Origin of the sequence: Massilia sp. Dwa41.01b (genome assembly GCF_014171775.1) — a bacterium.
Lineage (GTDB): Bacteria > Pseudomonadota > Gammaproteobacteria > Burkholderiales > Burkholderiaceae_D > Telluria.
Map to the genome: position 1 here is coordinate 4,415,012 of NZ_CP050454.1, position 12,459 is coordinate 4,427,470.

Consider the following 12,459-nt stretch of genomic DNA (forward strand, 5'->3'; position numbering starts at 1 on the left):
ACAGGCATATAATGACAGATGGACCTGCGTGAAAAACAGCGCGCCGGCCGTTACATCGAGAGAATGCCTATGTCAGCAGCAAGCAAGAAGAGACCGTCAAGCCGTCGCCCTGCGGCACTGCTGGCTGCGTTGTTGCTGGCATCGGGCTGCGCATGGGGACAGGCTCCCGCGACGCTGGATGCGCGCCTGCTCGAACTGCGCGAAATCAACCGCTTCGTGCCGGAACGCGCGCTGCCGCTGCTGCTGGCGATCGAGCCGGAGGCGCGCGGCGGTTCGCGTGCCAACAAGGTCGAGATCCTGACCGAGGTGTGCTCGGCCTATACCTGGCTGGGCAAGTTCGACCGGGCCCTGGCCTACTGCGAAGAATTGATCGCGCTCGGACGCGCCGAGCAGGACAAGGACATCCTTGCCAGCGGACTGCTGCACAAGGCCTACCTCGTTTTCGCCCGCAACGAGCAGGCGCAGTCGCACGAACTCGTGTGGGAGGCCGAGCGCCTGGCAAAGGACTCGAAGAACGCCGAACTGCTCATCCGCATCGGCCTCACGTCTTCGCAGGCCTACGGCGAGGAAGGCAACTTCCCCCGTGCGCTGGAGCGCATGCAGCGTACCCTGACCTATGCGCGCCAGCACGGCAAGGAAGTGCAGGTAGCGATCGTGCTCGATTCGCTGGCGAACCTGTACGCCCAGATGCACGAGTACGACAAGGGTTTTGCCGCGCTCTCGGAAGCCATGGCGATCGCCTCCAAGACCGCTTCGCCCGGACGCCGCGCCTCGCTCAAGTCGACCGAATACTTCCTCGCGGTCGAAACGGGCCAGATGGACCGTGCCCTCAAGGCGCAGCTGGAGGCGCTGGCATTGCAGCGCCAGATCGGCGCCGAGTCCTCGGTTCCCTACTCCCTGGTGAACCTGTCGGACTGCTACCTGAAGATGCGCGACTATGCGCACGCACTCGAATACAGCCTGCAGGCGCTGAAGGCGGCGCAAGCGCTCAATGACCAGGTGCTGGTCGCCACGGCCCAGGTAAACATCGGCCAGGTGCAGATCGCGCGCGGCCACCTTGCCGAGGGCAAGCGCAGTTTCGAGCAGGGACTGGCGATCTACGAGAAAACGGAAAACAAGCCGGAGATCCAGGACGTGCTGATCGAGTACGGCGATGCGCTCGAACGCGCCGGCGACTTTGCCGGTGCGGTGAAGGCGTATCACCGTGAACGATCGATCTCGAACGAACTGTTCGAGAAGCGGCGCCAGAAAGCCATGCTCGAGCTGCAGGAAAAATACGACGCCGACAGGAAGCAGCGCCAGATCGAACTGCTCAAGACGGAAAACCAGGTGAAGTCGACCGAAATCGCCAACCGCCGCCTGCAGCAGCGGGTCTGGTGGCTGCTGGCCGTGGTGTTCGCCCTGGCCGCGGTCGTGGTCGGCATGCTGTACCGCAAGGTGCGCCATGCGAACGCCCAGCTGCACGAGAAGAACCAGGAACTGAAGCAGCAGAGCGTGCGCGACCCGCTCACGGGCCTGTACAACCGCCGCCACTTCCAGGACTTCATGCGCGGCCACCAGCGCAGCGAAAAAGTGATAGTCGAGAAGCGCGGCGCCGGCACCTCGGGCGAAGAGATGGTCAGCGCCCTGTTCCTGATGGACGTCGACCACTTCAAGCACATCAACGACACCTGGGGCCATGGCGCCGGCGATGCGGTGCTGGTGAAGATGTCGGAGAGCCTGCGCGAGATCCTGCGCGAGACCGACATGATCGTGCGCTGGGGCGGCGAGGAATTCCTCGCCTTCCTGCCCTCGATCCCGCGCAATGGCCTGGACGAAGTGGCGCGCCGCCTGCTCAACGGCATCGCCGACACCAAGATCCAGTATGGCGACATGACGCTGTCGGCGAACGTGTCGATCGGCTACGCGCCCTACCCGCTGGCACCGAACGGCATCTCGCTGCCGTGGGAACGCGCCGTCAACCTCGTCGACATGGCGCTGTACATGGCCAAGGGCCACGGCCGCAACCGCGCCTACGGCGTGCGCGGCTTCGCCAAGAGCGGGAACACCTCGATGGAAGAAATCGAGCAGAACCTGGAACAGGCATGGCGCGAAGGCCAGGTCGACATGGCGATCGTCGCGGGCGGGTATCCGGAGCTGCGCGCCAGCGCATGAACGTCGCGCAGGCGGGTCCCCCGCCTACGCGTTCAAGGACCGCCTGGACCGCGCATCCGCAGCAATCACGTAGGGTAGGCGGGTCCCCCGCCTACGCGTTCAAGGACCGCCTGGACCGCGCATCCGCAGCAATCACGTAGGGTAGGCGGGTCTCCCGCCTACGCGTTCAAGTACCGCCTGCACCGCGCATCCGCAGCAATCACCGTAGGGTAGGCAGGTCCCCTGCCTACGCGTTCAACCACAGCCCGCACCGCATACCGGCCGCAAGCATCCCGTCGACTCAGTTCGCCGCTTCCTGCATCTTCTCGCCGGCGCGCTCGACCTTTTCCCCCACCTTGCCGGTGGCTTTCTCGAGTCCGCGTTCCGCCTCGGCGGTCGCATCGTGGATTTTCGCGCGCGCCGCTTCGGTGCGTTCGGCCAGGCGTTCGCGCGCGGCGTCGGCCCGTTCGACCGCCTGCCTGGCCGCCTCGTCCGCCTTGTCGAGCGGTGCGCGCAGTTCGCCGGCCACCTTCTGGCCAGCCTCGTCCACTACCTTGCCGGCCTTTTGCGCCGGCCCCATGGATTCGTCCTCGCGCGCGCAGCCGGCGGCCAGGCCGCACGCGAGCGCCACCAGCAGCGGCACGCCGAACAGGGTTGTCGTCTTCATGATTCGCTCCCGTGACCGTGTTTCCGCAAGCATACACCTTGCCGAAAACGCATGCTCGCGAGCTTGTATCGTCGCCGCGCCCTCATTCGACCTCGTCGGCACGCCGGTGTTCGGGCGAGCGCGCGTCGATGTCGGCCTTGAGCGCGCGCGTCTCGTCGTCCTCGCCCCAGCGCCGGGTAAAGGCGCGCAAGCGCTGGCGCGCCTTGTCGGCCGACGACGCGCCGAGCGCCGACTCGACCGCGTCCTTCGCCTCGCGCCAGGCCTTGTCGCGCTGGCGCTTGCGCGTGCACGCCGCACCCGCGTCATTGAGGGCGCGCTGCACTTGCTGCAGCTGTTCCGGCGTCGCCTTGGTCTTCCTGAGGGCGATCAGGGCGCTCTGGGCCTCCCGCGGCTTGCAGTCGGTGGCCAGCGCGATCGCCTCGTCCATCTGGCCTTCGATGCGCCGTTTCGCCGGATTGACGAGCAGCCAGAGCGCCCACACCAGCGCCAGCCCCAGCAGCCACCAGCGCAGGCGCACGGGCTGGCGCGCCCGCTTCGCCGATGGCGCCGGGGCGGCGCCGGGGCCTGCTGCGGCTGCCAGCGGCGCGGTGCGGCCGCGGGCGGCGCTGGCGTCGCGGCCGGGCCCGGCGCGCCCGCCCCTGCGAGCGGCGGCTCCGGCGTGGCTGGCCCGGGTTCGGCGGCAGGCGCAGCCGCGGTCGACTCCGCCCCGGCAGCCGGAATGGCAGCCGACCTGTGATCGGGAACGGCCGCCGCCGCGGCAGCCAGCATGCCGGCAGGCGTCGTCTCGCGCAGGGCATCCGGCCCGGTCGGACGGGAGGCCTCCGCATGCCGCGCCGGCGCGCGCACCGCATCGTCGTGCTGCGCCGCGCCGCAATACGGGCAGAAGTTCACCCGGCGCGCCAGCAGGCGGCCGCAGGCGGCATCGATACAACGGGTCATTGCCTGGTCTCGCACACGGTGCTCCCTTATTGCGGGTCCGGAATGGCGTCGTCCGGATCGGGAATGGCGCCGTCCATCGCGCCATAGAGGCCCGGAATGTCGGCCACGGTGCCCCACTTGCCGGACTTCGGATCCTGCGCCATGTCCCAGGCGCGCGTGGTGGAATCGATCTCGCCGCGCGCCAGCAGGACGCGGATCTCGTCGAGCCCGAACGGACCGCGCTGGACGCCGGCCACGAACAGCTTGTGGCGCACCGCTGGCGCGGCCGGCGGATCGGGAATGACCGCCGTCTGGCGGCCGCGTTCGAGCACTTGCGCCGCGCGCGCCTCGCTGGTCAGCAGCTCGGCCTTGAGGATGCGCTTGTCGACAGGACGCTCGACTTCCCAGCTGTAGGCGTCCTGCGAGGAGTCGGGCACGCTGTCGGTCCACTCGGCTATCCGTGCCAGCGCGGCGTCGAGTGCTTCCGGCCCGAGATTCGGGTCGGTCGCGCGGGCGCGCCGGAACCAGGCATCGTAGAGGCGCCGCGCCGTGATGTTCGGCAGCGACGGGGACGGCAGCTGGGCACCGGTTTCGTCGGTTTCGAGGCGCGGCTCGTAGACACGCTGCTGGTAGTGGCGCATCAGGGCGGCAAGCAGCAGCAGCTGATGCGGGCCGAGGCCTCCCGCGCGGCTGCGCACCGCATTGATCACCTGTTCGCGGTAGTAAGGCGGCAAGCCGTTCGAGCGGATCGCGAACTCGTTCCCGATCTGCAGCCACTCGCCCGACCCGGGTTCGACTTCGAACAGGTACTGGCCGCGTGGCTGGAAGGCCGCTTCGCGGTCGCCCGCGTCCACCTTGCGGCGCACGACGCCGAGCGCGATCGCCTGCAGGAACCACTCGTAATCGTCCGCCAGGCGGTTGAGTTCGTCCATCGACGGCGAGATCGGATGGCGGAAGCGCGTGGCGTCGAAATGCAGGTGGGTCGGAATCTTCGGGTTCTCGATCTGGTACGAGGCGCGCCAGGTCGGCAGGCCGCGCAGCACCGTCATCGGGTAGCCCGACAGCTCGATGTAGCAGACCGCGCGCCCCGGCATGCCGGTGTTGACGATCGAGACCAGGTCGCCGTGGAAGTACCCGGTCGGCACCGCGGCGCGGATTTCCGCTTCCATCCTGCGCCAAGCCGCGGCATCACCCACTCCGATAAAACACTTGAATTGGTCCGCATTCGGAGTGAACTCGGCCGAGAAGCGGGCATTCACCCAGGGCATGGCGCTCCTGATCCATTCCGCAAACACGCGCGCGCGCTCCGCCGGCTGCATGGCGTTCAGCCGCTCGAGCAGCGGATCGACCGGTTCCGCGCCCGCCAGCTCGCTGTTCGACAGCTGGGTCTGGGCGCGGCGGAACAGTTTCAGCAACAGGTCGGCACGTGTGCGCTCATCGCCCAGCTGGGGGAACAGCTGGCGCGAGCCGCCGAATTCGAGCAGCACCTCCTCGCTCCAGGCGCTCACGTCCCCGGTCAGGCGCACGGGCGCCGGCTGCACGTCGCTGGCCAGCTTGATGTAGGTGGCGTGCTCCTGGCGCGCATCGGCGCGCAGCTGGCTGATGCGGCTGTCGACCGCCTGCAGGATTTCCTGCACATGCCGGCGCCCTTCCCCGGAATTCGCCGGCGATGCCGCTCCACTGGGCGTTGCCGTATTCGTCCGGCGCCTGCGGTTCGCCCAGCCAGGCCGACATGTTGCGCATGACTTCGATGGACTGGGCCGCGCTGACGGCCAGCAGGTGGAAACGCAGGTAGTCGGCGATGTCGCGCTTGAGGTGCGCCATGACTTCGCGGGCCTGCGCTTCCTTGCCGAACAGGCGGCCGGCAGCCTGCGACAAATTGCCCAGCGATTCTTCCACCTGGCGCGTGCGCAGCGCGTCGCGGATGTCGCGGTAGCGCCGGCCGTTGCGCTCGGCATGGGCCAGGTCGCGCTGCAGCAGGCGCGCCTTGACCTGCTCCAGCAGCGAGAGCACGAATTCGAGGCCGCCCTGCTTGCGGTCGTCGAGCAGCGCGTACAGGCGCTCGCGCACGCGCTCCTTCAGGCGCCCGGTCAGTTCGACCGTATGGCGCTTGATGCGGTCTTCGCTCGTCTCGGCGGTGGCGCCGGCCTCGCGGATGGCGTCGCGCTCCAGGTTCGGCAGCAGCTCGGCCACGCGTTCGCGCCACTGGTTGATGTCGAAGGCGGCCATGATGCGGTCCATCTCGAGCTGCACCTTGCTTTCGACGCGCTCGAGCAGCGAGCGTCCTTCGCGGTCGCGCAGCAGCAAACCCGTGAGCGCGTATTCCTGGAAGGGCGCGACGTCCACGGTTCCCTTCTTGAAATCGGGGAATTCGTCGAAAGGCAGCTCGCGCATGTCCATCTGCTCGCGCATGAAGCTGTCGCGTTCACCGTCGCCGGCGCGCCGCGCCAGCAGGCCGTCGCGCCCCACCAGGCCGAAGAATTCCTTGACCATCAGCGCCGCCAGCTCATACGCGCGGATGTCTTCGCGCAGGCTTTGCTGGGTATCGAGCACGGACTGGCCGAAGGCCGAATACACCTTCGAATACGACAGGCGCATGTCGCCGAAGCGGGCTTCCGGCACGCGCGGGTTGTAGGGGCCGAGCTTGTGCTGCTGCTGGTTGACGGCGACGGAACGCTTGCGGTTGGCGAAATCGGCGGAAGCGAAATCCTCGAACAGGGTGTCCGCCACCATCTGGTAGACATCCTTGACGTCCTGCGTGGCCTTGTTGGCCAGGTTCGCGTTATCGACGAAGTACACGTCATCAAAAGGAGCTCCCCGGCCCGTGATGCTGTCCGGGTCCATCCACTTGACCTGCGCGTTCATGTCGCGCATCGTCGTTTCCAGTTCCATCAGGGTAGCGTAGGCGTTCGCCTCGGTCCTCTCCTTGTTGGCCTTGGCGAACCCCGAGGGCATGAACATCACCAGGTCGACCTGGCTGTCGGCCACTTCCTGGCGCGCGATGGCCTTGGCCATCCAGCCCAGGTCGATCGCGCTGCCGGCGCCGGTGCCGCCCGCGTTCGAGGCGATGACGACGATGCGGAACTTCGAGGTATCGACCTGCAGGCCGAGGCGCTGGTAGTTTTCCTTGCGCTCGATACCGGCATTACTGCTCAGGAAATTCAGCGCGCCCTTGATGCGGCCACGGAGCTTCGGGTATTTGTCGAACAGGTACAAACGCGCCACCGAGCGGATCTGTCCCGCCCCTTTCGACGGGTCGATGCCGAGCGCGCGCAGCTTTTTCGGCCGCAGCGGCATCCAGGATTCAATCAGCGGAAAGCGTGCCAGGCTGTCGTCGGACTCGTGGTATTGCGGCAGGTCAAGCGGCTCCACGAGCCGCTCCTCGTCAGTGAGTTTCACCAGTTCGAACCAGGGGTCGGTGCGCTGCGACTTGCCCTCGTCGATGACGGCGTTCGAATCGAGGTCGAAGTGGAGGAAGCGCGCGACCGGGAAGTCGTGGATCGATTCGACGCGGGTCGGATGGTGCCGGTTCCAGACGGCCGACAGGATGCGGCGGCGGATGCGCATCATGACTTCCATGCCGGTGCCGCCGGCGCCGATGAACAGCGTAGGCCGCAGGTCGACCTTCAGCTCGGACTTGCGGTTGATGTTGTCAAGCGTGGGGATGTCTGCCATGTCTTTCTTTCGTTCTTTAACGGCGGCCGATGAACAGCGCGGCGATCAGTGCGACCAGTCCCACGATGACCAGCGGCCCGGTCACGCCGAAGGTGAGGTATTTGGCGGCGTTGATGATTGCCAGTACCGCCGCCGCCGACAGGAAGGCCAGTCCCACGAACAGCAGCCAGCCGGCGCTGCCCGCGGTCGAAGGCGCGACGCGGCGCACCACCAGGTGGTGCACGTAGGCGTTGCGGACAAAGAAGTACACGACCAGCAGCACCAGGAACACGATCGCACCGATGGCAAGGTCGCGCGTGGAGGTGTCGGTGGCTGGCGTCAGGGGCGCCGGTGCCACCTCGATCGCACCGGTGGTGGCGCTGTCGGGCGTGGTCTTCGGTTGCGGATCGTCCGGCTTGGCTTTGTCGTCGGGGAGCTTGAAGCCGGGGTCGGCCTGGGCAAGGGTCACTGGGGTGTCGCGCATCGTGGTTCCTCAGGTAGCAGCGTAAGTAGGAGCGAAATCCGGTTGTGTTCTCAGCGGCCAAGGCGCACTTGCGCGCCCTCGCGCAGGTCCGTCAGCTGGTGGCCGAACAGGGTGGTCTTCAGGCGGGCCACTTCCCTGCCCGCGTTGTCGTAGATCGGCTGCACCGTGCCGGCACGGCCGCGCATCGTGCGCAGTTCGTCCTCGACCGTGACCAGGGCCTGGCGCGGCCGCATCCAGGCCCAGGCGCCCGCAGCGCCCAGCGCCAGCAGGGCAAGCAGCCCGGCCCCCGCGGCCAGCAGCGGCCCGGAGCCGTAGTGCACCCTCACCTCGATCGGCAGGGTCGCCGTGGAAGCCTGGATGCGCGCGGGTGGCGTGAAGATCTCGGGCAGCGGGTCGCCCGGGAACAGCTCGGCCATGCGCGCGCGAAAACCCTGCGACAGCGCCAGCTTCTGCTCAAGCAGGTGCACCTCGATCGTCCCCGGCAGTACGTAGGCCGAGCCGGCGGACTTCAAGGCGGCAAGCGACCATTTGCCTGGCAGGTTCGCCGTCGGCAGCTGCAGGGTCGAACTCAAGGGCTGCGGCTTGCCGGGCGCCAGCGCATTGACGTGCTGGCTGCCGAGGCTGACGCCGCGGTCCTCGCCGCCGAGCTTCGAGCGCGCGCTCAGGGCCGCACTCGTGATCGTGTACGGGTACATCGTGTTCTCGAGGTTCCAGCTCACCTTCGCGCTGGGGGCGGTGGCGCCGGGGGCGACGTCGGCGCGCAGCACGCCGTTCGGTGCCAGCGCGAAGCGCACGCCGGGCGCGTTCTCCACCTTGCGCGGCACCAGGCGCACGGTATCGCGGTCGAGCGGTTTCAGGCGCGCCGGCGGCTCGGTGATCACTTTCGCGATGGCGCCGCTCGCCAGCAGGCGCTCGATCCCGGCCTTGCCGCCGGCGCCGATGGCAAAGGCGTACACCATCAGGCCATTCGCGTGGTAGTGCTTCCCCTGCACGGGCATGCGCAGCGGGAAGGCCAGCGCGACGCGGATCGCCTCGCCCGGTGGATCAATTCGTAGAATTCGCGGTTGCGCTGGGCCGTCGCCTGGTCGTTGTTCGGGCTGTTGCGGTTGTTGGTGACCAGCCAGACGATGCCGTCCTTGCCGCCCAGCGCCTGCGTCATGGCCGCGCCCACGGCTTCGCCGAGGTCGGTGTCGGCCAGCGCGCCGCCGGCCTTGCGGGCGGTATCGAGCCCTGCCAGCGCGCTGGTGACCTGGGCGCGCGTTCCCGCCCCGACCGTGCTCGAGACCAGCGCGCGCGGCGACGGTGCGCCCGGCTGCGACTGGTTGAAGGCGGCCAGCACCGGGCGTCGCCGGGTTGCGCCACGGCCAGCGCCAGTTCGGTCACGAGCGGCTTGAAGGACGATGCCGGGTCGCTGTAGAAAGGCTCCATCCAGCCCGAGTTCTGCACCAGGAATACCTGCGGCACGGCCCGGGCCTGCCCCACGCCGCACAGCAGCGCCAGGGAGGCGAAGGCATGCAGCAGCCTGCGACGCCAGGCCGCCATCACGACAGGTCTTCCAGGCGCCAGCCGCGCACCACGTTCCAGTCCGGGTGGTGCAGCCACAGCGCATTGGCATACACGAAAGGCACGCATTCGAGGGGCCGCGCCAGGCGCGCGAGGTCGTCGAGGATGACGTTGCGCTTGCCGATCCACTCGACCGTGGTGCGCGGGATCGTGCGTCCGGCCAGGGCTTCCTCGGCGCGGCCCGTGTACTTGTGGAAGCGCAGTACCAGGCCGCTCGGCTGGGCGCGGTTGTTATTGAAGCTGCGCAGCAGCGGCAGCACCAGGGAATCGTCTTCGATGATGTCTTCCACGTGCTCGGGCGCCCAGGGTTCGTCCAGCACCGGATGGCCGCGCCGGAACAGCAGGTTGGCAAAGCCCAGGCGCGCCCCGTCGATGGGCTCGACCTGCGGATTGTCGGCGCCGAGTTCGAGGAAGGAATAGGCCTGGCCGTCATGGCCGATGTGCCACAGGCGGCCGTCGCGGCTCTGCGTGGGGCCGCCGAAGTCCAGCTTGGGGGTCCAGCCGCGTGGCCAGGGCGTCCAGCGCGGCGCCTCGCCCGGGCGCCACACCAGCTGGCCCGTGGCATGCAGCCAGAACAGCCGGTTGTCGTAGCCGATCGGGGCCGACCAGCCGGAGGTGGGCGCATCCGGGCAGTCGAAGGTGACGCCGTTCACAAAATCGAGCTGGGCGTCGAGCAGGTTGAGCACGCCGTCTTCCACGTACAGGCAGCCGACCTGGCGCCGCATCACGCCGGGGCTCGACACGAGCTGCCCTGCGAACAGGAGTTCGAGACGGTAGGTCTCATTCACGGGATTGAGCCACAGGCGCGACAGCCCGGTATCGAGCGGCACGATGCCGACTTCGCCGCGCGCCGGATTCGCGGTCGGCAACCAGCGATAGGCGCCGGCGGAAAAGCGCAGGTCGGCGCCCGCCTCTTCCGCCCCCAGCACATGCCACAGGCCGGCCAGCGGATCCCAGTATTGCAGCACGCCGCGGCCGGGCGCCAGCGCCAGCAGGCGCGGTTCGGGGAAACCGTAGCTGCCGGCGATGAAGACGCAATGGGCGTTGGGCGGCGCCGGCATGGCCAGCTCGGCGCGGCCGATGGCGGGCGCCGCCGGCCGCTCTTCCGGGAAGTCGCCCGGGCCAGCGAAGTGACGGGCAGCCCATGCGGCACATGACGCGGCAGGGCGAGGTCGCCATAGGCGCCCCACCAGTCGGGCTGGCGGACTGTGCGTCCCTGCAGTTTGTCGAGCGGCGCGCCGCAGGTCGGGCAGAAGGCGAAGCCCTCGGGGTAGATCGGGGCATGGGCGCAGCTTCCCGGCAGCGAGGCGCCGAGCAGGTGGGCGACGTCGGGCAGCCGGCCGCGCGCATCGCCTGCCAGTCGATCTGGCCCAGCCCTTCGCTGGTCTGCAGGGCGAATTGCCCGCTCGTTTCGTCCTCCAGCCAGACGCTGGATGGCGTTTCCCATTTGTATGCCATTGCGCTCCGCTTGTCGTGACGCGTGTGTTCGACGCCGGTGAGATATGCATGCCGCCCTCGCAGCGAGAGCGGCATTGCTGTCTAAATCATAACGCCGCGCCCGTGCCGGCGGCGCGCCGTTCACGGGGTAGCACGGACCGCCACCGCCGGCATCGGCTGGCGCGACTTTGATCCGCATCAAGTCGCTGGCGTGGCTGCGCCAAGTTCTACTGGCCCGTACTGGCTTTTGCCCCCGGCTGCGCAGGTGCCGCGTTCGCCTGCCTGGCCGTGGGTTTCGCCGCCCTGCTGGTGCCGCTGGCGATCCTGGCCATGCACCGGTGGCTGCCGGCACCGGTGGCGGCGTGAATGTGGAGACGCCCTGCACCGGGCGGCATGGCGGAAACGTATAATGCCGGGTCAACCGTCCGCTCGCCTCGTCTTCCCGCCATGTCCACCGCTCCCCTCCCCGCCACACCCGACCTGCCGCCGTCCACCGTCGATGCCGCCACCGGCCACCTGCGCGACGTCCTCGCCATCGCCATCGAACACGGCCCCGGCCAGCGTGCGCTGGTGGTCTACGACACCCGCACCGGCCTGGCGCGCGCGCTGCTGGCGGCTTACCGGCGCAACCTGCCGGACGCCGAGTTCGTCGACTTCGACAGCGTGGCAGCGGACCAGGTGCTGGCGCGATTCCGCCAGCTGGCGCCGAAAGACCTGGTGGTGCTGGTGCAGTCGACCAACTTCCGCCTGGAGGCCTTCCGCATCCGTGTCGAACTGTTCAAACTGGGTTTGAAAGTGATCGAGCACGTGCACCTGTCGCGCATGCCGGGCGTGCAGGGCGAGCACTATATCGACGCGCTGGCCTACGACCCCGCCTATTTCCGCGGCGTCGGCCGCGCCCTGAAAAGCCGTATCGACACCGCGCCTGGCGCGCGCATCTGCGGCGGCGGCGAGGAGCTGGTGTTCGCGTCCCGTTTCGAACCCGCCAAGCTGAACGTGGGCGACTACAGCGAAATGCACAATGTCGGCGGCCAGTTCCCCATCGGCGAAGTGTTTACCGAGGCGCTGGACCTCGAAGCCGTGAACGGGCGCGCGCAGATCCACGTGTTCGGCGACACGGCTTACCTGTCGAACCGCCCGGCCACGCCGGTGACCATCGTCGTCGAACGCGGGCGCGTCGTCGGCACCGAGAACGCCACGCCGGAATTCCAGCGCGTGCTCGACATCATCCGTGCCGACGAGGGCGAGGTCTGGGTGCGCGAACTGGGCTTCGGCATGAACCGCGCCTTCACGCGCGAGCGCCGCGTGGACGACATCGGCACCTACGAGCGCATGTGCGGCATCCACCTGTCGCTCGGCGCCAAGCACGGCGTGTACCCGAAACCGGGCTTCAAGCGCAAGGACGCGCGCTACCACATCGACGTGTTCGCGGTGACCGACGCGGTGTGGCTTGGAGAGGAACGCGTGTATGCAGACGGCGCCTGGACGCTGCGGGAACCGTGACGGCTTGCATTTAATAACCAGTAGTAATTGCCGAAAAACGACAATTTGACGCTGTTCGCCGTGGTAGCATGGCAGGAAAATTATCGAATTTGCCGGGGAT

At 68.2% G+C, this 12,459-nt stretch carries 9 protein-coding genes; 2 read left to right on the plus strand and 7 right to left on the minus strand.

The window, feature by feature from the left end; all coding sequences use genetic code 11:
• Positions 1-69: 69 nt before the first annotated feature.
• Complete coding sequence (locus G4G28_RS20325) at positions 70-2,154, plus strand: GGDEF domain-containing protein (protein ID WP_182989682.1); 2,085 nt, start codon at positions 70-72, stop codon at positions 2,152-2,154.
• Positions 2,155-2,434: 280 nt separating this feature from the next.
• Here the strand turns inward: G4G28_RS20325 and G4G28_RS20330 are convergent, their stop codons facing one another.
• From G4G28_RS20330 to G4G28_RS20355, 7 genes are all read right to left on the minus strand, one after another.
• Entirely contained in the window at positions 2,435-2,800 is a 366-nt protein-coding gene (locus G4G28_RS20330) for a hypothetical protein (RefSeq protein ID WP_183107761.1), read from the minus strand.
• An 82-nt stretch (positions 2,801-2,882) separates the two neighbouring features.
• Entirely contained in the window at positions 2,883-3,317 is a 435-nt protein-coding gene (locus G4G28_RS20335) for a hypothetical protein (RefSeq protein ID WP_182989684.1), read from the minus strand.
• A 1,835-nt stretch (positions 3,318-5,152) separates the two neighbouring features.
• Positions 5,153-7,393, minus strand: a complete 2,241-nt coding sequence (locus G4G28_RS26875; protein ID WP_229507746.1) for a tubulin-like doman-containing protein — start codon at positions 7,391-7,393, stop codon at positions 5,153-5,155.
• 16 nt (positions 7,394-7,409) lie between these two features.
• Positions 7,410-7,856: a hypothetical protein gene (locus G4G28_RS20345; protein WP_182989685.1), complete on the minus strand. Its 447-nt coding sequence runs from the start codon at positions 7,854-7,856 to the stop codon at positions 7,410-7,412.
• Positions 7,857-7,906: 50 nt separating this feature from the next.
• Positions 7,907-8,848 carry a hypothetical protein gene (locus G4G28_RS26880; RefSeq protein ID WP_229507747.1) on the minus strand — a complete coding sequence of 314 codons (942 nt, stop codon included), beginning with the start codon at positions 8,846-8,848 and terminating at the stop codon, positions 7,907-7,909.
• A complete protein-coding gene (locus G4G28_RS26885; protein ID WP_229507748.1) occupies positions 8,815-9,195 on the minus strand; it encodes a hypothetical protein in 381 nt (126 codons plus the stop codon). Before G4G28_RS26885 ends, G4G28_RS26880 begins: the two co-directional genes overlap by 34 nt.
• Positions 9,196-9,397: 202 nt before the next feature.
• Entirely contained in the window at positions 9,398-10,480 is a 1,083-nt protein-coding gene (locus tag G4G28_RS20355; RefSeq protein WP_229507749.1) for a hypothetical protein, read from the minus strand.
• A gap of 823 nt (positions 10,481-11,303) precedes the next feature.
• Here G4G28_RS20355 and G4G28_RS20360 point away from each other — a divergent pair.
• The gene (locus G4G28_RS20360) at positions 11,304-12,359 is read left to right on the plus strand and encodes a hypothetical protein (protein WP_183107762.1); all 1,056 of its coding nucleotides are present in this window, start codon (positions 11,304-11,306) and stop codon (positions 12,357-12,359) included.
• Positions 12,360-12,459 lie beyond the last annotated feature (100 nt).

What these genes read in the sequence shown, in the direction of transcription:
- G4G28_RS20325 (WP_182989682.1), top strand. Translation starts at nt 70, where the DNA reads ATGTCAGCAGCAAGCAAGAAGAGACCGTCAAGCCGTCGCCCTGCGGCA.
- G4G28_RS20330 (WP_183107761.1), bottom strand. Translation starts at nt 2,800, where the DNA reads ATGAAGACGACAACCCTGTTCGGCGTGCCGCTGCTGGTGGCGCTCGCG.
- G4G28_RS26875 (WP_229507746.1), bottom strand. Translation starts at nt 7,393, where the DNA reads ATGGCAGACATCCCCACGCTTGACAACATCAACCGCAAGTCCGAGCTG.
- G4G28_RS20345 (WP_182989685.1), bottom strand. Translation starts at nt 7,856, where the DNA reads ATGCGCGACACCCCAGTGACCCTTGCCCAGGCCGACCCCGGCTTCAAG.
- G4G28_RS20355 (WP_229507749.1), bottom strand. Translation starts at nt 10,480, where the DNA reads ATGCCGGCGCCGCCCAACGCCCATTGCGTCTTCATCGCCGGCAGCTAC.
- G4G28_RS20360 (WP_183107762.1), top strand. Translation starts at nt 11,304, where the DNA reads ATGTCCACCGCTCCCCTCCCCGCCACACCCGACCTGCCGCCGTCCACC.